Source organism: Roseibium sp. (assembly GCF_048261595.1).
Taxonomy (GTDB): Bacteria; Pseudomonadota; Alphaproteobacteria; order Rhizobiales; family Stappiaceae; genus Roseibium.
The window spans coordinates 17,653-39,205 of record NZ_JBLXFW010000006.1 but is presented as its reverse complement, the minus strand read 5'-3'; the positions used below and the strand labels follow the sequence as shown (position 1 = coordinate 39,205).

The 21,553-nt window shown below is 60.7% G+C and carries 21 protein-coding genes; 17 read left to right on the top strand and 4 right to left on the bottom strand.

The window, feature by feature from the left end:
* Window positions 1–51: 51 nt before the first annotated feature.
* On the top strand, window positions 52–597 hold the full coding sequence (locus ACN0SY_RS17420) for a c-type cytochrome (RefSeq protein ID WP_417689410.1): 546 nt from the start codon (window positions 52–54) through the stop codon (window positions 595–597).
* A gap of 15 nt (window positions 598–612) precedes the next feature.
* Here the strand turns inward: ACN0SY_RS17420 and ACN0SY_RS17415 are convergent, their stop codons facing one another.
* Entirely contained in the window at window positions 613–1,647 is a 1,035-nt protein-coding gene (locus ACN0SY_RS17415) for a LacI family DNA-binding transcriptional regulator (RefSeq protein WP_417689408.1), read from the bottom strand.
* 579 nt (window positions 1,648–2,226) lie between these two features.
* On the opposite strand from ACN0SY_RS17415, the gene ACN0SY_RS17410 reads away from it, so the two are divergent.
* The 11 genes from ACN0SY_RS17410 (at window position 2,227) to ACN0SY_RS17360 (ending at window position 11,760) form a co-directional block, all read left to right on the top strand.
* A complete protein-coding gene (locus ACN0SY_RS17410) occupies window positions 2,227–3,519 on the top strand; it encodes an amino acid ABC transporter substrate-binding protein (protein WP_417689406.1) in 1,293 nt (430 codons plus the stop codon).
* 72 nt (window positions 3,520–3,591) lie between these two features.
* On the top strand, window positions 3,592–4,335 hold the full coding sequence (locus ACN0SY_RS17405) for an ABC transporter ATP-binding protein (RefSeq protein ID WP_417689404.1): 744 nt from the start codon (window positions 3,592–3,594) through the stop codon (window positions 4,333–4,335).
* Window positions 4,335–5,063, top strand: a complete 729-nt coding sequence (locus tag ACN0SY_RS17400) for an ABC transporter ATP-binding protein (RefSeq protein WP_417689402.1) — start codon at window positions 4,335–4,337, stop codon at window positions 5,061–5,063. Before ACN0SY_RS17405 ends, ACN0SY_RS17400 begins: the two co-directional genes overlap by 1 nt.
* A 15-nt stretch (window positions 5,064–5,078) precedes the next feature.
* A complete protein-coding gene (locus ACN0SY_RS17395) occupies window positions 5,079–5,957 on the top strand; it encodes a branched-chain amino acid ABC transporter permease (protein ID WP_417689400.1) in 879 nt (292 codons plus the stop codon).
* The gene (locus ACN0SY_RS17390) at window positions 5,957–6,994 is read left to right on the top strand and encodes a branched-chain amino acid ABC transporter permease (protein WP_417689398.1); all 1,038 of its coding nucleotides are present in this window, start codon (window positions 5,957–5,959) and stop codon (window positions 6,992–6,994) included. The genes ACN0SY_RS17395 and ACN0SY_RS17390 overlap by 1 nt, the downstream gene beginning before the upstream one ends.
* 4 nt (window positions 6,995–6,998) lie before the next feature.
* On the top strand, window positions 6,999–7,796 hold the full coding sequence (locus tag ACN0SY_RS17385; RefSeq protein ID WP_417689396.1) for a glutathione S-transferase family protein: 798 nt from the start codon (window positions 6,999–7,001) through the stop codon (window positions 7,794–7,796).
* Window positions 7,797–7,807: 11 nt separating this feature from the next.
* A complete protein-coding gene (locus ACN0SY_RS17380; protein WP_417689394.1) occupies window positions 7,808–8,734 on the top strand; it encodes a dioxygenase in 927 nt (308 codons plus the stop codon).
* Window positions 8,731–9,477 carry an SDR family NAD(P)-dependent oxidoreductase gene (locus tag ACN0SY_RS17375; RefSeq protein WP_417689392.1) on the top strand — a complete coding sequence of 249 codons (747 nt, stop codon included), beginning with the start codon at window positions 8,731–8,733 and terminating at the stop codon, window positions 9,475–9,477. The genes ACN0SY_RS17380 and ACN0SY_RS17375 overlap by 4 nt, the downstream gene beginning before the upstream one ends.
* A 3-nt stretch (window positions 9,478–9,480) precedes the next feature.
* Window positions 9,481–10,359, top strand: a complete 879-nt coding sequence (locus ACN0SY_RS17370) for a 3-keto-5-aminohexanoate cleavage protein (protein ID WP_417689390.1) — start codon at window positions 9,481–9,483, stop codon at window positions 10,357–10,359.
* Between the two features lie 24 nt (window positions 10,360–10,383).
* Complete coding sequence (locus tag ACN0SY_RS17365; protein ID WP_417689388.1) at window positions 10,384–11,388, top strand: quinone oxidoreductase family protein; 1,005 nt, start codon at window positions 10,384–10,386, stop codon at window positions 11,386–11,388.
* Between the two features lie 30 nt (window positions 11,389–11,418).
* Window positions 11,419–11,760 (top strand): cupin domain-containing protein, encoded by a 342-nt coding sequence (locus tag ACN0SY_RS17360; RefSeq protein WP_417689386.1) that lies wholly within the window; start codon window positions 11,419–11,421, stop codon window positions 11,758–11,760.
* A gap of 49 nt (window positions 11,761–11,809) precedes the next feature.
* On the opposite strand, the gene ACN0SY_RS17355 is transcribed toward ACN0SY_RS17360, so the two are convergent.
* Complete coding sequence (locus tag ACN0SY_RS17355; protein ID WP_417689384.1) at window positions 11,810–12,811, bottom strand: LacI family DNA-binding transcriptional regulator; 1,002 nt, start codon at window positions 12,809–12,811, stop codon at window positions 11,810–11,812.
* 69 nt (window positions 12,812–12,880) lie between these two features.
* Between ACN0SY_RS17355 and ACN0SY_RS17350 the strand changes: the two genes are divergently transcribed.
* From ACN0SY_RS17350 to ACN0SY_RS17335, 4 genes are all read left to right on the top strand, one after another.
* Window positions 12,881–13,540, top strand: coding sequence for a gluconokinase (locus tag ACN0SY_RS17350; protein WP_417689382.1), 660 nt, complete (start codon window positions 12,881–12,883; stop codon window positions 13,538–13,540).
* On the top strand, window positions 13,534–14,556 hold the full coding sequence (locus ACN0SY_RS17345; protein ID WP_417689380.1) for a TRAP transporter substrate-binding protein: 1,023 nt from the start codon (window positions 13,534–13,536) through the stop codon (window positions 14,554–14,556). Before ACN0SY_RS17350 ends, ACN0SY_RS17345 begins: the two co-directional genes overlap by 7 nt.
* 99 nt (window positions 14,557–14,655) lie before the next feature.
* Window positions 14,656–15,207, top strand: a complete 552-nt coding sequence (locus ACN0SY_RS17340) for a TRAP transporter small permease subunit (protein ID WP_417689378.1) — start codon at window positions 14,656–14,658, stop codon at window positions 15,205–15,207.
* Window positions 15,207–16,526, top strand: a complete 1,320-nt coding sequence (locus ACN0SY_RS17335) for a TRAP transporter large permease (protein ID WP_417689376.1) — start codon at window positions 15,207–15,209, stop codon at window positions 16,524–16,526. The genes ACN0SY_RS17340 and ACN0SY_RS17335 overlap by 1 nt, the downstream gene beginning before the upstream one ends.
* A 52-nt stretch (window positions 16,527–16,578) precedes the next feature.
* Here ACN0SY_RS17335 and ACN0SY_RS17330 read toward each other — a convergent pair whose 3' ends face one another.
* Entirely contained in the window at window positions 16,579–17,085 is a 507-nt protein-coding gene (locus tag ACN0SY_RS17330; RefSeq protein ID WP_417689374.1) for an Lrp/AsnC family transcriptional regulator, read from the bottom strand.
* An 83-nt stretch (window positions 17,086–17,168) separates the two neighbouring features.
* On the opposite strand from ACN0SY_RS17330, the gene putA reads away from it, so the two are divergent.
* Window positions 17,169–20,642, top strand: coding sequence for a bifunctional proline dehydrogenase/L-glutamate gamma-semialdehyde dehydrogenase PutA (gene putA, locus ACN0SY_RS17325; RefSeq protein WP_417689372.1), 3,474 nt, complete (start codon window positions 17,169–17,171; stop codon window positions 20,640–20,642).
* A gap of 17 nt (window positions 20,643–20,659) precedes the next feature.
* Here the strand turns inward: putA and ACN0SY_RS17320 are convergent, their stop codons facing one another.
* Window positions 20,660–21,466: a SapC family protein gene (locus ACN0SY_RS17320; protein ID WP_417689370.1), complete on the bottom strand. Its 807-nt coding sequence runs from the start codon at window positions 21,464–21,466 to the stop codon at window positions 20,660–20,662.
* Between the last annotated feature and the right edge of the window lie 87 nt (window positions 21,467–21,553).

Genomic DNA, 21,553 nt, shown 5'->3' with positions numbered 1-21,553 from the left:
CTGCGGTCCTGTGACCGGCGGGTGAAAAGGGACATGAGGAAAATTCAAGATATGAAGATTATTACCCTGCTGGTATCAGGCGCCTTGCTGATTGCAGGTGGCGCAAGCGTTCACTCCCACGGTGGTGCGAAGGGCATTGTGAAAGAGCGCATGGATGCAATGGGAATGCTTGCTGATGCGATGAAATCGCTGGCGCCCATCGTTCGTGGAGATGTCGACTACGATGCCGATACGGTGAGGAAGGGGGCGGAGGCGCTCAGGGCGCATTCCGGCGACGCCCTGACCAGGCTCTTCCCCGAGGGGAGCATCAGCGGTCCGTCGGAGGCGCGCGAGGAAATCTGGTCGGAATGGGAGCGGTTTACCGAGCTCTCCCAGCAGCTCGAGCAGTTTGCTACGGCGCTTGCAGGTGCAGCCGACAATGGCCTTGCCGTCGGTCATGGTGGTAGCGGCATGATGGGGCAGTCCGGAATGATGGGAAAGCGTGGAGCCACGGGGAACCCCGTCGCCCTGGCCGACATGCCGGTGCAGGGCCTGTTCAAGATGGCAGCTCAGACCTGTTCCGAGTGCCATCGGGAGTTCCGGATCAAGAAAAACTGAGCCGGAAGATCTTCGCTAGAGCTGGGCGTCGGCCACTGTGCCGACGCTGTTCCGGAGTGTGAGCGAAACCGGCAATATGGTCTCGCGTGGAACACTGTCGCCGTTTCCGTCAAGGATCCTTGCGAGGAGGCGAGCAGCGGTTGCACCCGCCTCGAACTGTTCGATCCGGATCGTCGTCAATCCGGGTGGGATGTGGTCCAGCAGCGCCATGTCGTTGAAGCCTGTGATCGAGATGCTTTCGGGACAGGGTCTGCCGATGCTGTTGCACTGGTCGATGGCGCCGAGGCCCAGACGGTCGTTGGCGCACAGGATTGCGGTTGTTTCCGGTGCGCGCTCCAGAATCGCCTTCGCACAGCGCCTGCCTTCTCTTTCGTCGAAGCGCTGGGCCTCCTCGACGACGAGCGAATTTTCCTCAAAGCCATAGTCCCGCGCAACTGCGCAGAACGCCTGGCGGCGTAGGAGTCCGGTTGATAGATCCCGTGGACCGGCGAGATGTGCGATCTTTCGATGGCCTGAGCAGTAGAGCAGGTCGAACACCTTCCGGATGCCGCTTTCCTCGTCATTGATCACGTAGGGTATATCGGCCTCTTCGACCTTTCGGTTCAGGGTAACGACCGGCAATCCCTGGCGCGCGGCCTCGACGATGGTCGGGTCGCTGCGCAGCACCGCCGTATGGATGATGCCGTCGACCCCTCGATCCTGAAGTGTTTCCAGAAGACGTTTTTCCCGGGCGCTGTCGCCGTCGGTATTGACGATGATCGATGCATAGCCGAGGGGCTCCATGACGCTCTCGATGCCGCGTACGATGGCGGGAAAGATCATGTTGGTGATGTCGGGAATCATCACGCCGATGGTCATGGTCTTCTGCTTGCGCAGGCTGAAGGCGATCCGATTTGGGCGGTAGCCGAGACGGTCGGCTGTGCTCTTGATCTTCCGGACGACTTCGTCCGTCAGAGAGCTTCTCTTTTGCGGATCGAGCGCGCGCGAGACGGTCGAGACGTGTACGCCGGTTTCTCGCGCAATATCCTTGAGGGTCGTCCGCTTTGTCATGGTCACTCCTTTGGAGTGTCTATAACGGTTTCGAACGCGTTCCGCAAACGATTGCACAAAAACGGTTGACTGTGTTTTTATACGTATGTTAACGAATGATGCAATCGATTGCGTGAGGTGCCAATCGCTCCGGGGTCGTGCCGCTGAGTGGCATGAAACAGGATACCGGTTGCACTGTTCGGCTGATGCCGGGAAGCTGCGTATCGATTGCCGGAAACATGGAGGCCCAAATACTCCGGTGTTTCCGGAAGGCGCGACCGGGAGGGAGGGAACTGGCGGTCGCTGCCTTCGCTACGGATGGTGCCGGTCGGCCGGCAACATTGTCTCGCACGCCCCGTAAACTCGGACCAGGGCGATTTCGATTGCAGAGTTATGCAATCGATTGCATTGGTCCATCTGCGGGTGGGGGCAGTGTCCAATAATCCCGGATTTGACCGGGGTGATCAGGAGTACGGTGGAAGGGCACGCGAAGTTCGGAAGGCAGGAAGTCAAGGCAACAAACGGTTTGGCACGGACTTGGGAGGGTTCGGCCTTGGGTCCACCGCATAGGGCCCACAATCATCTTCAGGGAGGAATAAGATGAAGAACGTGAAATGGAAGGTGACAGGTGCAATCACAGCGGCATTGATGGCCGCAAGCGCATTGACCGGTGCACAGGCGGCTGACGCGCTGAAAATCGGTGCCAGTCTGCCGCTGACCGGCGGGTTCTCGATCGCGGGACAGAAGCACCAGCAGGGCTATGAGCTTTGCGTCGATCTGATCAACGAGCGCGGCGGTATTCTTGGCCGGCAGGTCGAACTACTGGTGTCGGACAACCGTTCGGATCCGGCAACCGCAATCAACCAGTACGAGCGTTTCATCAACGTCGACGGTGTCGAGGCCGTCTACGGCACCTTCTCGTCGCGCCTGTCGTTCCCGGTCGCAAGTCTGCTCGCCAAGAACAACATGGTTCATGCGCTGCCAGCCGGTGGTGCCCTGCGGATCTACACCCAGGGGCATGAGAACATCTTCTATTTCCAGCCGAATGCGGCTGAATATGTCGGCGCATCGCTTGCCGGCGTCATCAAGGACCTGATCCCGGAAGGAGAAGCGCCCAAGACGGCTGCGGTGATATCCGCCGATGACTTCTTCGCCAATGGCGTCTGGTCCGGTCTCATGGGCGAAAAGGTCATGGATCCGGCAGACGGCAGCCTTGTTCGCGATCTTTCCCCTGGCTACCTGAAGGACAATGGCATCGAGGTGGTGTTCTCCGAGCGCTGGCCGGAAGAAGGCTTCAGCGACTGGCTGAACCTTGCCAACCAGGTCAAGCGTTCCGGCGCAGAGCTGATCATCGGCCTGACGGCCTCGGCTGAGGAGGCGGTGCAGTTGACCCGCGCTCTCAAGACCGTGCGTGCAGAGCCGAAGCTGGTCTATTTCAGCCAGGGAACCCAGGCAGAATACCTGGAAGGAACCGGTTCGAGCGCCGAAGGCGTTCTCGTTCACACGTCCTGGCACAAGGACGCCCCCTTCCAGTCCACCCTTGGCGGCAAGGACTTCTCCAACTCAGACTTCGTTGCAGCCTACCAGGCGAAGTTCGGCAGTGCTCCGGACGAAGATGCCGCCATCCCCTTTGCTGTCTGCCAGGGCATCGAGCAGGCCATGATTGGTGCCGGCTCCACGGACAATCAGGCCATGGGCAAGTGGTTGTCCGCGCGTACCAAGGATGAGCCGGTTCGGACCATCCTTGGACGCTTCAACTGGGATGAGATCGGGTTGCCGGCCAACAAGCCGTTCCTGATGACCCAGTGGAATGATGGCGAACTGCAGTTCGTTTACCCCACGGATGAGTTTGAGGGCGTTGCCTCAATGACCTATCCGAAAGGCTCTTTCTAAGAGCCGACAACTGCCCGGGCCTTTGCGCCCGGGCTTCTTTTCCGATTTCTTGCCGGAGCAAGGTGTTTCCACATGCTCGACGTTAAAAACCTCGCCAAGCACTATGGCGGGATCCGCGCCGTTGACGGTTGCAGTTTTACGGTTCCCCAAGGCAGCATCACCGCATTGATCGGCCCGAATGGGGCCGGAAAGACGACGGCGTTCAACTGCATCAGCCGAACCACGGAGCCGAGTGCGGGGGAGGTCTACCTGGACGGACAGCGGATTGACCATCTGCGTCCTCACAAGATCACCCGCATGGGGCTTAGCCGCACTTTTCAGATCAGCCGAAACCTTGCGGACATGACGGTGCTGGAAAACGTGATCTGCCAGTCCAAGATCGGCGGCTGGCGGGATCTCTTCAAACCGGCTCTTGGCGCGGAAGAGGTCGACAAGGCGATGGAGATCCTCGACTTCCTGGGCATCACTCGCATCGCCCATGAAGATGGCTCGAACCTGTCCTATGGACAGAAAAAGCTCATGGACCTGGCGGCGCTCCTCATGAGCGACCCCAAGATCATCCTGCTGGACGAGCCGGCCGGCGGGGTCAATCCGACGCTTTTGGAAGAGATCGTCGGACATATTCGCAAGCTCAACGAGAATGGACTTACCGTCCTGATCGTCGAGCACAACATGGATCTGATCATGCGCCTGTCGCACAAGATCGTCGTGATGGCGCAGGGCCGTGTGATTGCCGATGGTACGCCGGAAGAAGTGCGCGAGAACCCGGACGTACTCGATGCCTATCTGGGTGGCGTACTCGAGGAGGCAGCGTGATGAGCGAGCTTCTCCACGTCTCGAACCTGACCGCGGGATATGGTGACGGTCCTGCCATCCTTGATGGCGCCGAGCTTACCGTGGAACCGGGCAAGGTTCATTGCATCATCGGGCCGAACGGTGCCGGAAAGTCGACCTTGCTGAAAGCGATCTGCGGCATGCTGAAAATCCGGCAAGGCGACGTCCGTTTCCGGGGCGAGAGCCTGAAGGGACTGCGGCCGGATCAGGTTCTCAGGAAGGGCATATGCTTCGTGCCGCAGGAGCGCGCGCTGTTCCCGAAGATGACAGTGCGCGAGAACATGCGCATGGGAGGATTTTCGCTCGCCGACACGTCGGATCTCGAAAAACGGATCGACGAGATCGAGGAGCGCTTTCCGATCCTGAAGGAGCGCCGCGACCAGCACGCCGGCACCATGTCCGGAGGCCAGCAGCAGACGCTCGCCATGGCGCGGACAATGATCCTGAAGCCCGACATCGTCATGCTCGATGAACCGTCTCTGGGACTGGCGCCCAAGATCGTCCAGGAGATGTTCGACATCATGCGAATGATGGCGGAGGAGGGGATCACCATCCTCCTGGTGGAGCAGAATGCCCTGATGGGGCTCAAGAATGCCGATCGGGGAGTCGTCCTCGATCTCGGGCGGACGCTGTTTTCCGGACCGGCAGACCAGGTGCTGCGCGATCCACGGATCCAGGATCTTTACCTGGGCGGCAGCAAGGCGGCGTGAGCGGGAAGCATTTCAATGGCAGATATCATACAAACACTCGTCCTGGGCCTTGCGCTTGGCGGCGTCTTCGCCCTGATGGGATCGGGCCTCAGCCTTGTCTTCGGCGTCATGCGGATCGTCAACCTGGCGCATCCGGTTCTGATCATCACCGGCGCCTATGTGGCCTATTGGGGCTTTCGGCTCTATGGCATCGACCCGCTGGTCATGCTGCCGGTCGCGATGGTGGTCCTCGCCGCAATCGGCATCGTTCTCTACAAGCTGGTGTTCGAGCGCGAAGCCCGTTCGGCGAAATATTCCGAGATGACCGTGCTGCTGACCTTTGCGATCGCAATGATCGTGGAAGGGGCGCTCGGGGGTATGTTCTCCAATACCCAGCGCGTGACCTCGCCAGACTATGCAACGGACGCGATCTTCATCGGAGATGTGTTCATCCCGACAGGCCAGCTCTATGCGGGAATCCTGTCACTGGTGATCATCGGCGCGCTTGCGCTTTTCCTGAAATATTCGCGGTTCGGATATGCCATCCGCGCCACCACCCAGAACCGGGAAGCGGCAGAGCTGCTCGGCGTCAACGTCAGCATGGTGGCCCTTGTCAGCTTTGCTATCGGGATTGGCCTCGCCGGAGCGGCCGGGAGTCTGGTTTCCTTCGTCTTCTCTTTCTTCCCCGCAAAGCACTGGGAGTGGATTGCCGTCCTGATGTCGCTGGTCGTTCTGGGGGGGATGGGCTCTCTCCTTGGCACCGTCGTGGCATCGTTCCTGCTCAGCGTCATTGCCGCCTTCGTCGGTACATATGCCGGGGCAACCTGGTCGACGATGACCTTCTTCCTCGCCCTGTTCCTCATTCTGCTGGTGCGGCCCCAGGGGCTGTTCGGTGAAAAGCCGGAGCTTGCGTAATGTCCATTGTCTTCAATGAAACCTCCAGTGTCCTCGAGGCGCGGGCCGCTCACAACGAGCGTCTCGCACGCCGGGCAGACCGGACGCGGGCGACCTGGTTCCCCTGGCTCGCTCTGGCAGTTCTGCTTTGTGTTCCGGCGCTGCAGTTCGTCGGCAACTTCAACTATGTCATCCACCTCATCCTGTTCACCGCCTGCTATGCGGCCATGGCTTCGGGCTGGAACATTCTGGGCGGTTTTACCGGTTACATCTCGCTCGGCCACAATGTCTTCTTCTGCGTTGGCGGATACTTCTCCGGCATGTTACTGGCGCGCTTCGGGGTTTCGACGCTGTTGACGGCGCCGCTGGCCGGGGTTGCCTGTGCGCTGGTTGGATATCTGATCGGCCGGGTCACGCTGAAGACCCGCGGACCCAGCTTCATCATCTCTTCGCTTGCCCTGGTGATGATTGCTCGCATCCTGTTCGACAACTGGCATTTCGTCGGCGGAGCGAACGGTGTTGCCTTGCCGGCAAATGATCTCAACGTAGAATGGGCGAAGCTTCCCTACTACTACGCGTTTGTCGTGCTTGCCGCTCTGGCCGTCTTCGTCAGTTACAAGATCAAGCATTCCAAGTTCGGGCTCGGCCTGCGGGCGATCTCCAAGGACGAGATCAAGGCCGAAAGTGCCGGGATCGATACACGCACCTACAAGACGCTTGCCTTTGCCATCTCCGCTGCCTTCGTCGGCATGGCAGGTGCGATCTGGGGCGAATACCTGACCTACATCCGGCCGAACATCTTTCTGATGATCCTCGTCAGCGTGAACATGGTTCTCATGTGCATCCTGGGAGGCAAGGGCACGGTTGCAGGACCCGTGATCGGGGCGGTGCTGATCGTTGCCTTCAACGAGATCTTCGTGGCAACGCTCGGCTCGTCGGAGATCAACATCCTTGCCACCGGTCTGATCATGGCTCTGGCGCTGATGTTCTTCCCCCTCGGCATCATCGGCACACTCGCGGCAAAGGATCGTTTGCCCCGCATCCTGAATTGGGACTAGGGCGATGGCTTTCCAACTTTACAACGCGCCGCAGTCGACCTGTTCGCAACGGGTACGCTTCGTTCTTCATGCGAAGGGGCTGGCCTTCGAGGAACACAAGCTTGATCTCTTTTCCGGAGATCAGCTGAAGCCGGAATATCTGGCGATCAACCCGAATGGCGTTGTTCCCGCGCTGGTCCATGATGACCGGCCCATTATCGACAGCGCGGTGATCATGGAGTACCTGGACGACATCGTGCCCGATACGGCGCCGATGCGTCCTGCTGACCCCTTCGAGGCGGCGCGGATGCGTTCGATGGTGCGCTTCATAGATGAAGTGCCGACGCCGGCCATTCGCGTGCCCTCCTACAATCTGGCGTTTCTGCCGCATTTCCAGGCGATGAGCGCCGAGGATTTTCAGGCGCTTTGCGACAGCAAGCCCTTGCGCCGCGAGTTCCTCATGAAAATGGGACGCACGGGTTTCCCGCAGGCCGACATGGATGAAGCGAGCGGGCGTCTGGCTCGCGGGGTAGAACGCATGAACCAGTGGTTATCGGCCAGCGCTGGGCCATGGCTCATGGGTAAGGCACTAAGCCATGCCGACGTTGCCATCATGCCGGTGATCGTGCGAATGGAGGATATCAACCTGCATCAGGCGTGGGACGACAAGCCCCTTGTCGCTGCATGGCTTGACCGGATCCGGCAAGAGCCCGCCTTTACCGCAACCTACTATCACGGCTCGCTGCTGACGGAGAAATATCCCCATCTGCAGGCGCTGAAAGCCGAGCGCGAATGCCCTAAGTCCAAGGCGGTATCCGCGTGAGGGAGGACAATATGGACAGCCGCATCAATCAGACAAAACTCATCGCAACCGAGGACGATGTCACGCCAACGGTGCTGGCGGCGATGGAAGACACCAGCGATCCGAGGCTGAAGGAGATCGTCACCGCTTTGGTGCGTCACCTGCATGCCTTCATTCGCGAAGTCAGGCCGACGGAGGCCGAATACGAGAAGGGACTGCAGATCCTCAACACCATCGGCCAGCAGACCGACGACGCACACAATGAGGCGGTACTATTCTGCGATGTTCTGGGAGCGTCGACACTGATCGACCTGATCAACAACGACGGCATGCAGGGCGAGACCATGTCGGCGTTGCTTGGGCCGTTCTACCGTGGTTCGGCGCCCGAATGCAGCTTTGGCGAAACCATTGCCCGGTCCGAAACGCCGGGGGATCCGCTGATCTTGAGCGGAAGAGTGGTGGACGTGAACGGGCAACCGATCGCCGGCGCAACCCTCGACGTCTGGCAGGCGTCTCCGGATGGACTTTATGAAAATCAGGACAAGGATCAGGCGGACTTCAACCTTAGGGGCAAGTTCACCACCGACAGCGACGGGCGCTACCTGATCCGAACGGTCAAGCCGGCGGGCTATCCGGTGCCGACCCATACGACGACCGGGGACCTCCTGCGGGCACAGAACCGCACGCCGATGCGTCCCGCTCACGTTCACTTCATCGTCTCGGCACCGGATTGCAAGACCCTTGTGACCCAGATTTTTGCCGATACCCAGGACGCCATGGTCAATGACGTGGTTTTCGGCGCGAAGGATCAGATCGCGGGCAACTTGCGTCTGCACGAGGCGCCTTTGGACGAGTATCCGCAGGACCAGGCGCCTTTCTACACCTGTGTCTACGACTTCGTTTTGAAACCCGGCGTTCCGAGCTTTCCGGAGCCGCCGATCAAGGGAAAAGTATCTTGAGCCGTTCTTTGAAGGGAAAGGTTGCCGTCGTCGTCGGCGGATCCGGCGGAATAGGGGCTGCCTCTGTGCGCCTGTTCGCCGAGGCTGGCGCGACGGTTGTCATCGGTTACCGGTCCGGCAAGGCCGCAGCCGAGGCGCTCGTTTCCGAGCTGCCGGGCGACGGACACAGCGCCATGCATGTGGACGTGATGCAAACGCAGACCATCGAGGCCATGCGTGACGCGGTCGCTGGCCAGTACGGGCGGGCCGACATTCTCGTCAATTCGGCAGGCACGACGACGCCGGTAGCGCACAAGGATCTGGACGGCCTTACCGACGGGATCATCGATGAGGTCTTTGCGTCCAATTTCCGTGGTGTCTTTGCCACGATCCGGGCCTTTACGCCCATGCTGAAGGAAAGCGGTGACGGCGTGATCATCAACGTGTCGTCGATTGCCGCCTTCAAGGGCTTCGGCTCGTCCGTGGCTTATTGCGGGGCAAAGGCGGCGCTCGACTCCATGACACATACCCTCGGATTGGCGCTTGGGCCTGAAATCCGTGTGCTGTCCGTCTCTCCGGGGATGGTGGCGACCGGCTTCGTGCCGGGACGGACTTCCGAGCAGATCGAGAAGGCGGGGGCGGCAACGCCGCTTCAGAAGGTCACCCAGCCGGAAGATGTGGCCGACGCGATATTCGCATCGGTTGCCTATCTGACCAATTCCACGGGCACGCGAATTGTCGTTGATGCCGGGCGGGGGCTCTAGGTCATGGCGCGCAAGACCATCATCACCTGCGCTGTGACCGGCAACCTGACGACCCGGGATCAGCATCCGGGCCTGCCGGCGACACCTGAGGAGATTGCCCAGGCCTGTCTTGATGCGGCCGATGCCGGGGCGGCGATTGCCCATATTCACGTTCGCGATCCCGAGACCGCAAAGCCGTCGATGGACATTGGCCTCTACGAGAGGGTCGTCGAGCTGATCCGGGAAAAGAACACGGATCTGATCCTGAACCTGACCACAGGTCCAGGCGGCCGGTTTGTCCCGTCGGACGAGGACCCTGCGGTTGCAGGTCCGGGAACGACCATCATGCCGCCGGAAAAGCGGGTGGAGCATGTCGCCAGGATCAGGCCGGAAATCTGCACGCTCGATTTCAACACGATGAATTCCGGCGCGCAGGTGGTCATCAACACGCCGCGCAATGTCAAGATCATGGCCGAGATCATCCGCGACAATGGGGTGAAGCCGGAGCTGGAGCTCTTCGACACCGGCGACATCGTGATGGCGAATGACTTCCTCGCCGCCGGACACGTCGAGGGGCCCGCCATGTGCTCGCTGGTCACCGGGGTGAAATACGGTTTGCCGTGTACACCGGACGCCATGGCGATGGCGTCGCGGATGCTGCTTGCGGGAACCGAGTGGACCGGTTTCGGGATCGGCCGTTTTGCCTTCCCGATGCTGGTTCAGTCTTGGCTGCTCGGCGGCCATGTGCGCATCGGAATGGAAGACACGGTCTATCTCGGCAAGGGACAGCTGACTGCGGGCAATGGCGAGCTGACGGCGCGCGCGCGTGAATTCATCGAAAGACTCGGAGGCGAGATCGCCACCACTGGAGAGGCCCGGCAGATGCTCGGCCTTGCGCAGTGATACGGAAATGACGGGGAGGGAACCATGAACATTCAACAAAAAACGGTGACCGGAAAAGCGCTCTGGGTGACCGAGAAATCCGCCGATCTGGACAATCTCAAGATCGACCTGATCGAGCCAACCCGTCCGCAGCCCGGACCCGGACAGGTGATCGTCGAGATCAAGGCCGCGGGGGTCAACCCGTCCGATGTGAAGGCGTCGCTCGGCCATATGCCGCACGCCGTCTGGCCGCGGGTGCCGGGCCGTGATTTCGCAGGTGTCGTCGTCGAGGGGCCAGCGCATCTGCTCGGCAAGGAAGTGTGGGGCGGCGGCGGCGAACTGGGCATTACCCAGAACGGCTCCCACGCCAAATACATGGCCCTGCCGCAGGCGGCGGTGCGTGAAAAACCGGCGACCATGAGCTTCGAGGAAGCCGGGTCGATCGGCGTCCCCTTCATCACGGCCTTCGAGGGCCTGCGCGAGGCCGGCGGGGTTCAGCCTTGGGACACCGTGCTCGTGTGCGGCGCCAACGGAAAGGTCGGACAGGCAGCGATCCAGCTCGCGACGCTGACCGGTGCGACGGTCTACGCGGCAGAATACAAGCCGACCACCATCCAGGGGCACACCAACGCTCCCGTGGAACTATTCGACAACTCGAGCGAGGATGTTGCCGCAATTGTGCGCGAGAAGACCGGCGGTCGCGGTGCGGACATCATCTTCAACACGGTCGGTAGCCCGTATTTCGAGATGGCGAACAAGGCTTTGGCCAAGGAAGGCCGGCAGATCTTCATCTCCACCTTCGACCGGGCAGTGGATTTCGACATCTTCACCTTCTTCCGGGGGCGTCACAAGTTCATCGGCATCGACACGCTTGCGCTCGACAGCGTCTACGGCGCCAAGATCTTCGACAAGCTGAAGCCGCAGTTCGAAGCGGGCAAGCTGAAGCCGTTTCCGATCAATCCGAAGTCGGTCTACGGCTTCGAGGATGCGGCAAAGGCCTATGCCTCCGTTCTGCGCTCGACGCCGGACCGGGTGATCCTGAAACCCTGATAATCAACCGGAAAGACGAGGCAAGCCACCATGAAGGTCACCCGCCTGAAAGAAGCCGCGAGCTATGAGGCGCCCGAGCACTATGGCATGGCTTGCCTGCGCCTGCAGGGCAAGGAAGCGACAGAAACCCGCACCATGTGGGTGGGTCTGTCGCATATCCTGCCGGGCGGGCATACCTCGCTGAAGGCGTCGGATCAGGAAAAGATCTATGTGGTTGTTGCGGGTCAGGTGACTGTCAGCAACGGGACCGAGGAGGTCGTCCTCGGTCCACTCGATTCCTGCGTGATAGCGCCCGGCGAACCGCGGGCGTTGTTCAATCGCACCAACGAGCCGGCAAGCATCCTTCTAACAATGGAAGAGGTCCGGTCCTGACGAACCTTGTGACCGTTACCCTCTGACAGGGTCGCCGGGTCTCGGCGTCCTACCTTCGGGCAGTGCTCTGCCGGGGGATAAGCTCGAACCCCATATCGATCACTTTCTGGCTCGGCGCGTCGCCCGACAACGCCGCCAGCATCATCGACATCGCCTCGCGCCCCATATCGAGCCGGTGAGTTTTCACACTCGTGATCGACGGGTTCGCGACGGCCATCATTTCCAGATCGTTGAAGCCGCAAATGCCGATATCCTGCGGCACCTTGAGGCCGCGGCGCTGGCATTCGAACAGGGCGCCGAGCGCAAGGTCATCGTTGTTGCACAGGATCGCGTCCGTATCCGGTGCTCGTGACAGGAGGTCCGCCGTCAGCTCGCAGCCCAGTGTGACGGTCGATGGGCGCGGGGTTGTGGCAAAGCGTGCCTCATCGAGGACACCGGCTGCGCCGGCAACATCCCTGAAACCCTGGAGACGGCGCTGGCTGCGCGGGTCGAGGCGAGCCGCGATGTAGCCAGGCTTCGTGTATCCCGCTTCCAACAGGTGGCGGGTTGCTGCCCTTGACGCTTCCAGATGCGAAAAGCCGATCATCATGTCGAAGGGCGCGGGGCCGCATTCCATGATCTGTACGATCGGGCAGGTCGCATCGCGAAGCAGCTCGGCTGTCTCCCGCGACTGGTCGATGCCTGAGATCATGAGGCCCGCGGGCTTCTGGCTGAGGAAGGTGCGCACAAGCCGTTCTTCTGCCAATGGCGAATAGCGCGAATTGCCGAGCTGAATTTGCCAGCTCAAACCCTCGGCTGTCTCGTAGATGCCACGCATCACGTCGGAGAAGACGCTGTTGGTGACGGAAGGCACAATGACGCCAATGACGTTGGTCTTGCCCGTTGCCAATGCGCTTGCCGCCGGATCGGGCACATATCCGAGACGTTCGACCACCTCCCGGATTTTGCTGAGCGTTTTTGCCGAAACCTTGTCGGGGCTGCGGAGGGCACGCGACACCGTCATGGCGCTAACACCTGCCTCGCGGGCCACGTCGGAAATTGTCGCTCTCACAAATTCGTTCCAATTCAACGGCTTGACGTGATTTCTCCCCCGCCGCCGATATTACATGAAGAAAATGGATTGACAATTGTTAGCGCTATCATTTTTATGGCCGAAAGATTTTGGCAGGTAGAACTGCCTAGCGAAGGTGAGGGAATAGGGATGGGGCACGGGAAAACCGTGGTGGTGATGGGCGTTTGCGGGGTCGGAAAGAGCCTCGTCGCCGAACGCCTGTCGCAGGCCCTCGGACTGGCAATGGTGGAAGCCGATGACTTTCACAGTCCCTCGAACAAGGCGAAAATGTCGAAAGGGTTAGCGCTAACGGACGCCGACCGAATGCCGTGGCTCGACGCGGTGATTCACGCTGCCCGCACAGGCTGTCTTGAGGCCGGTGGCGTGGTTGTTGCCTGCTCGTCCCTTCGCAGGATCTATCGGGACCGTCTGCGCGGTGGTCTCAAGGACTGTCTTTTCATTCATCTCACCGGCGAAGCGGGCCTGATCGAGGCCCGGCTGCAGAGCCGGAAGAATCATTTTGTTGGAGCCAACCTGCTGTTCAGTCAGCTGTCGGTGCTCGAATCGCTCGAAGCGGACGAGGCGGGGTTTGCTCTCGATATTTCACTGTCTGCCGATGAAGTCGTCGAAAAGGCACTGGAAGAGTTGCGGGCTACGTGTGGCACCGCATGCAACGACGCCTCTGCGCACGAAGGCGTTCAATCCATGAAAGGGAGGAATTCATGCTGAAATCAATCACCAAACTGGCGTTGGCTGCTGTCGCGGCAGGTGCCCTGACCGCGGCCGCAAGCGCCCAGGAATTCAAGTTCCGTTTCCAGTCTGCCGACACCGCGGGCAACCCGAACTTCACCCTGCAGCAGGGCTGGACCGAAAAGGTCAAGGAAAAGACCGGTGGTCGCGTCGAGATCGAATTGCTGCCCGTGCAGTCGATTGTCGCGCACAACGAGACCCAGGATGCGATCGCAGCAGGGATCCTCGACGGCCATGTCACCGACACGTCCTATTTCGCCGGCAAGGACCCGGCCTTCAGCCTGATCGCGAACCCCGTCGGCGCATGGTCGTCGCCGGACCAGATGTTCCAGTTCATGGCCAAGGGTGGTGGCAAGGAACTGATGAACGAACTGCTGGAGCCCTATGGTCTGCACTTCATCGGTGCGACCACGCCGGGTCTTGAGGCTTTCGTTTCCAAGAAGCAGCTGAACGGCGTGGATGATCTCAAGGGTCTGAAGATGCGGGCACCTGAAGGTCTCGTGCAGCAGGTCTTTGCGGCCGCAGGCGCAGCCCCCGTCAACCTGCCGGGATCTGAAGTCTTCACCGCGCTGGACAAGGGCGTCATCGATGCTGCCGACTACACGGTGTTCTCCGTCAACCAGGCGCAGGGCATGCACGATGTTGCTCCGAACCCTGTCTATCCGGGCTTCCACTCCATGCCGGTCGTCGAAGTTTCCATGAACAAGGCGAAATGGGATGCGTTGCCGGCCGATCTCCAGGCCTTGATCGAGGAAAGCGTCGCCGAGTTCGCGGTCAGCCAGGTGGCGGCCCTTGCCGAGCGCGACCTTGAAGCCGTTGCAGCTGCGAAGGCTGGCGGCAAGATCACAGTCACCGACTGGTCTGCGGAAGAGCGGGCGAAGTTCCGTACCATTGCCCGCGGCGAGTGGGAAAAAGTGGCGGCCCGCTCCGAGAACGCGCAGAAGGTCTATGACGTTCTGACTGGCTACCTCAAGGAAAACGGCTTGATGCAATAAGCCTTGTCCGATTGAGTGAACGGGCGCCTCCGGCGCCCGTTTGCCAACAAGCACAACAACACGCCGGAAAACGGCGGTCCATGAGCGAAGGGGGAGGAATTGTCGGAGCACCAGAGTGAAACGGGGCGTCCCGAAGACGGCGGAGCAATCCCGGAGACGGGCGTTCTTGGCCGCTGGATTGACCGTGGCGGTATAGTCTTTGCCATCGGCATTGTCCTGTCGATGCTTATCTTGCTGAATGAGGTGCTGCTGCGGTACCTGTTCGACGCGCCAACGATCTGGGCGCATGAAACAACGATCTTTCTCTGCGGCGCCGCCTTTATCTATGGCGGTCTCTATTGCACCGTTCGCGACCGGCACATCCGCGTCGTGCTGATCTACGATGCCTTGCCTCCCGGGTTCCGGCGGATTTTCGACGTGATCATCTCCCTTGTCTGCGCTGCGGCCAGCGCGATGTTTGCCTGGGCGGCGTGGCTCATGGTTCAGCGCGCGGCCTTTCGGCCCGATGGCAGCTTCCGGCTAGAACGTTCGGGAAGCGCCTGGGATCCTGTCTTCCCGGGACTGATCAAGGTCTTCCTACTCGTTGTGCTCGCGGCAATGGCGGTGCAGTTCCTGATCCTTGCAGTCAATTACGCGCGGGGGCGCCGGTAATGGATATCTTCGGATCTTTCCAGGCCCTCGGTATCGAGGGCGGCACGCTGCTCATGTTCGTCATGCTGCTCGGCCTCCTGGTTTCGGGCATTCCGCTCGCATTCGTCACGCTTCTCGTAGCGCTCGTCTTCGCACTCGGCTGGTTCGGCCCGATGGTCGTGCCGCTGATTACGAGCCGGGTCTATTCCTTCGTATCTTCCTTTGTCTTCGTATCGGTTCCGATGTTCGTCCTGATGGCCGCGATCCTCGACCGATCGGGGATCGCGCGCGATCTCTTCGATGCCATGAAGCTTGTCGGCGGACGGCTGAGAGGTGGTGTTGCAATCCAGACCATTGTCGTCGCGGTCATCCTCGCAGCCATGAGCGGCATCATCGGCGGCGAGGTCGTCCTGCTTGGGCTTGTTGCCCTGCCGCAGATGCTACGCCTTGGCTATGACAAGCACCTTGCCATCGGCGTCGTCTGCGCGGGCGGTGCACTCGGGACGATGGTCCCTCCTTCAATCGTCCTGATCATTTATGGCCTGACGGCCAACGTCTCGGTCGGAGATCTTTTCACGGCGGCCTTCGTCCCCGGGCTCATGCTTGCCGGATTCTACGTCGCCTATGTCCTGATCCGTGCCTGGCTCAATCCGTCCATCGCGCCGGTTCCCGCTCATGACGAGACCGTCACGACGTCCGAGAAATTGCGGCTGGCCAAGGGGCTGGTCTTGCCGATGGCGGTCGTGGCCGGCGTTCTTGGGTCGATCTACGGCGGCATTGCGAGCGTTACGGAAGCGTCGGCAGTCGGTGTCGCCGGGGTGCTGCTGTCAACTATCGTACGCGGCGAGTTCACGTTCGGCCTCTTGAAGGGAGCAGCTCTTCAAACGCTGCAGACTGTCGGGATGATCGTCTGGATCGGCGTCGGCGCAAGTGCGCTGGTTGGCGTTTTCAACCTGATGGGGGGAATCAAGTTCGTCTCGGCGCTGATTTCCGGTATTTCGGACGATCCGACCACCATCCTCTTGTTCATGATGCTGCTGCTGTTCGTGCTGGGCATGTTCCTCGATTGGGTCGGGATCGCGCTTCTGACCATGCCGATCTTCGTGCCGATCATCGTGAGCCTTGGATATGATCCTGTCTGGTTCGGCGTTTTGTTCTGCATGAACATGCAGGTGTCGTTCCTGTCGCCGCCATTCGGACCGGCAGCCTTCTACCTGAAGAGCGTCGCGCCGCCGGATATCTCGCTTGGAACGATCTTCCGCTCCCTGCTGCCATTTATCGGCCTGCAGGTCCTGGCAGTGGCGATCCTGATCATGGCGCCCTGGATCACCGGCCGCTGATTGGTCGCATCCTCGAAATCCCTGGCCGGGCGGTTAGCTACCGCCCGGTTTTTTATAGCGCTCTTGGTCCAGACTCCCGGATCGTATCCATCGCAACGTAGGTGGATGTGGAGGCAACATAGGGCAGGCTCGAGATGCTCTCGCCCATGACGCGGCGATAGCTGGCAATGTCGCGGGTGCGGACTTTCAAAAGATAGTCGAACCCGCCGGCGATCATGTGGCATTCCTCGATCTCGGGAACGTCGGCAACAGCGGTGTTGAAGGCCTGAAGCGCGGCTTCGCGTGTGTCGGTCATGCGCACCTCAACGAAGGCGACATGGGCGAGATTGAGCTTTTCCGGCGAGATCATCGTTCGGTAACCGGTGATAACGCCCAGCTTTTCCAATCGGCGGACGCGAGCGAGCACAGGCGTCTTCGACAGACCCACCGCTTCAGCCAGTTTGGTCATTGAAATGCGAGCGTTGCCGGCAAGCCTGCGCAAGATCGTGTAGTCCAATTTGTCCAAATCGCTCGTTATGATTGTGCTAATCGTCTGATTATCTGATTTTGAAATAGCCATTTGGACCGCATTCTCATCATGTTTGGTCGTATCGGATTTTCATTAAATCGTATCATGGTCGAAATGCAACCGGAGACGCGGCCATGCTCGCAATGCGCAACCCTTTTGATCAGATCGATGCCCTGAAGCAGCAGGATGAAACGGCGCTGTTGAGGGAACTGATTGCGCAAGCATCCTTGCCAGAAAACGAGCGCGAGGTGATCGTTGCAAGGGCTGCCGATCTGGTGCGGCAGATCCGCCGCGATCAGCGCCAGGGCCTCATGGAAGTGTTCCTCGCCGAATATGGCCTGTCGACCGAAGAAGGCATCGCGCTCATGTGCCTGGCAGAGGCCTTGTTGCGCGTGCCGGACGCAGACACGATCGACGAGCTGATCGAGGACAAGATCCTTCCTCATGACTGGTCGAGCCATCGCGGCAAGTCCAGATCCGCGCTGGTCAATTCCTCGACCATCGGGCTGGAGTTGACGGCAAGGGTTCTTGACGGGCGCAGCCCGGGTTTTGCCGGCATTGTCAGAGGGGCGGTCAAGCGGCTCGGCGAACCGGTGATCCGGGCGGCCGTGGCACAAGGCATGCGGGAAATGGGGCGGCAATTCGTGCTCGGCGAGACCATCTCTTCTGCAATGGACCGAGCCGAGCGGATGGAAGCCAAAGGGTTCACCTATTCCTATGACATGCTGGGCGAGGCGGCGATGACGCGGCAGGCCGCCGATCACTACCGTCAGTCCTATGCTGATACGATCGAGGCGATCGGCAAGGTAAGTTCGAGTGCCGATTGCCGGGAAAATCCCGGTGTCTCGGTCAAGCTCTCGGCCTTGCATCCGCGTTACGAGGTCGTCAAGGAAGACCGGGTCATCGCGGAGCTCGCTCCGGTTCTGCTTGATCTGGCGCTCAAGGCGAAAGCCGCCAATATCGGTCTGACGATCGATGCCGAGGAAGCCGACAGGCTGGTGCTGTCGCTGAAACTCATCGACAAGGTGCTTCGGGACGAACGGCTTGCAGGCTGGGACGGACTTGGAGTGGTCGTCCAGGCCTACAGCCGGCGCGCCGGCGTCGTGATCGACTGGCTCCATGACCTTGCCTCAAAGCTCGACCGGAAGATCACGGTGCGGCTCGTGAAGGGAGCGTATTGGGACAGCGAGATCAAGCGCGCGCAGGTCGAAGGGCTCGACAGCTTTCCGGTCTTTACCCGAAAGGCCGCGAGCGATGTCAGCTACATCGCAAATGCCCGGAAGCTTCTCGGCATGACCGACTACATCTACCCGCAGTTCGCCACGCACAATGCCCACACGGTCGCGGCCGTTCTGCGCATGGCAGAAGGTATGCCTTCGCAGTCTTACGAGTTCCAGCGTCTGCATGGCATGGGCGAAAAGTTGCATGACCTCGTGAAGGCGCAGAAGGGCACGCGCTGCCGGATCTATGCTCCTGTCGGTGCCCACCGGGATCTGCTGGCGTATCTCGTTCGACGGCTTCTGGAGAACGGAGCCAATTCGTCCTTCGTCAACCAGATCGTGGACGATCGGATCGCCCCTGAAATTGTCGTATCCTGCCCATTCGCCGCGATCGAGGCAGTGGAGTGCCGGCCCGGACAAATGACCGTACCGGCACCGGAGCTCTTTTGTCCGGATCGGCGCAACTCGGTTGGTATTGATCTGACGTCGGGTGTGGTTCTGGATGATATCGCCGGTGCCTACTCGCTCGAAAGCCCTTGTCAGGCCGCATCTCTGGTCGTCGGCCAGATTTCCGATGGCGAGCCGCATCCGGTAATCAATCCGGCAACGGGCGAGACAATTGGCGAGGTTCTGAGTGCGCGCGAAAGCGATGTCGCTGTGGCCCTTGAGTCTGCCTGGCCCTGGAATGTTCCGGCGTCGGAGCGGGCAGAGGTATTGAACCGTGCAGCTGATCTTTACGAAAGCCATGCCCGGCGGTTCTATGCGCTGTTGGCGCAGGAGGCAGGCAAGACCATTGCCGATGCCGTTGGCGAGGTCCGTGAGGCGGTCGACTTCCTCCGCTATTACGCCGCTCGAGCGCCGGAACAGGCCAATCCGGCGCGTGGGGTCTTTACCTGCATCAGTCCATGGAATTTCCCGCTTGCCATCTTCACTGGCCAGATTGCGGCCGCCCTTGCGACCGGCAACGCAGTAGTGGCAAAACCTGCCGAGCAGACAGCCCTGATAGCGTTCGAGGCAGTGAAGCTGCTGCGCGAGGCCGGGGTCCCACCAAGAGCGCTTCAGCTCGTTGTCGGTTCGGGCGCAACGGTCGGCACAGCTCTGACCTCCGATCCGCGTCTTGCGGGCGTGGCCTTTACTGGCTCCACCGCAACGGCCAAGCGCATCCGAAGGGCCATGGTCGCAGGTGGTGCGCCAGATGCGCCGCTCATCGCCGAGACCGGTGGTCTCAATGCCATGATCGTCGACAGCACGGCGCTGCCTGAACAGGCGGTAAGGGACATTGTCAGCTCCGCTTTCAAGTCCGCAGGCCAGCGCTGCTCGGCTCTGCGCTGCCTGTACGTGCAGCAAGATATCGCGCACGATCTGATCGCAATGATCGAGGGCGCGATGGACGAACTTGCCGTCGGCGATCCCCGGTCCTTCACAACGGACGTCGGGCCGTTGATCGATCAGGCTGCTCGTTCATCCATCCAGGCCCATGTTGACGAAGCTGAAGCAGATGGCCGCCTTCTGAAGCAGCTGGAAGCACCGAAGCGCGGGCATTTCGTAGGTCCTGCGCTCATTCGGGTGTCGGGTATCGGCGATCTCGATCGGGAGATCTTCGGTCCCGTCCTTCATGTTGCGACCTTCAGGGCCGAAGAACTCGAGACGGTCATCGACGACATCAACGCCTGTGGCTATGGCCTGACCTTCGGCTTGCACACCCGCATCTCAGGGCGCGCGGCCGACATTGCCTCCAGAATGCATGTCGGGAACATCTATGTGAACCGCAACCAGATCGGCGCAATCGTAGGCAGCCAGCCTTTCGGCGGCGAAGGCATGTCGGGGACCGGTCCAAAGGCGGGCGGCCCGAACTACCTGGCGCGCTTCACGCGCGCAGCTACCGAACGGGTTGTGGAGGCGGAGCCGGAAATCGACGGGTCGCTGATGGGGACCTCGGAGCTTGAACGCCTGATTGCCTCGGCTTCTGCCGAACCTGCTGTCCGCAAGATCGATATGCCCGGACCGACGGGTGAAAGCAATACGCTCAATCTGGTCGTGCGTCCGCCTCTGCTTTGCCTTGGTCCAGGCGCGGAAGCTGCCCGATCCCAGGCCGAGCAGGTGGCGCGCCTGGGTGGCATTGCCGTCGAGGTGGCAAGTCCGGTAGAGCCGGAGACGTTCCGGCAACTCGACGGATTTTCCGGGCTTGTCTGGTGGGGAGATGAGCAGAAGGCGAAAGCCTACGCGACTGTGCTCAGCGAGCGGGATGGACCCATCCTGCCCGTGATCGGTGATTTGCCCGACGCTGGTCACGTGTTTCACGAGCGGCACGTCTGTATCGACACGACGGCAGCAGGCGGCAACGCCGCCTTGCTCGCCCAATCGGCCAACGTGGCCGGGCGCGGTTGAGGAAACGCTCGGTCAGCCTAGCCGGATGAGCGCCGGTCGGCTCTACTGAGCAGGCGTGTCCAGTTTAGCTGCGATAAGAGCTGGGCATGGATCACCGGCAACCAGCCGTTCCGGCGCAAGTCAAGATGGGCGGCATCGCCGAGTTTCTTGAGGCGTTCTTCCGAGACGGTCAGGAAGTTCGGCGGGTGCAGGTCTTCGCCGCTCGCCAGGGTAAAACGCCCCTGCTTGGGGACGAGAAGATCGTACTCGAGCAGCTTTTGAATGAAGGTATCGGTCGCTACCGTTCCCTGCTGATATGACAGGCAAAACCTCAGGGCTTCCTTGGCATGGCGTGACGGTTTCCCCGCGTCGAACAGGGGGCTGCCGGTATCCTGCGCGAAGAACCCGCTTTCCAAGTCGGCACATAGCGTGAACTGCGCCCCATTGCTCGCTTCAGCGCCGACCTGCGCGACGATGAACGGGTATCGTCTGGCATACGCCGGGACATAGGCATCGGGTTCCCAGCGTCCCAGATCGTCGACGAAGAGGTTCTCCTTCTCGCGCAAGCCGACCACCGCCAGTGCGGCGGGAGCCTTCCCGCCGGGGACAAAGACGATGGGATAGCTGAGGGCCGCATGGGCAAACTCGACGGCATTCAGGGGAAGCGACCGGGCCCGCGCCGCAAAACCGTAGGACTGCGGGGGCTTCAGGCGCAGGTTGGCATGTTCGTTGGCCGACAGAACGGTGGCGGAAGCATAGAATTGAGGCAGGGATGAACGTCCCGGTCTCTTGTCTTCGCTGGAGGTGCCGACCCGCGCCGGTACTTCTTTCTCGGACAGTGTCATCACGCCTCCCGCTTGATGAGGTTCCGTTCGTTGATCTCCACCGTGCTGCCGACGGGTGCTACAGAAGGCATTTTCGGCGAATCCGCG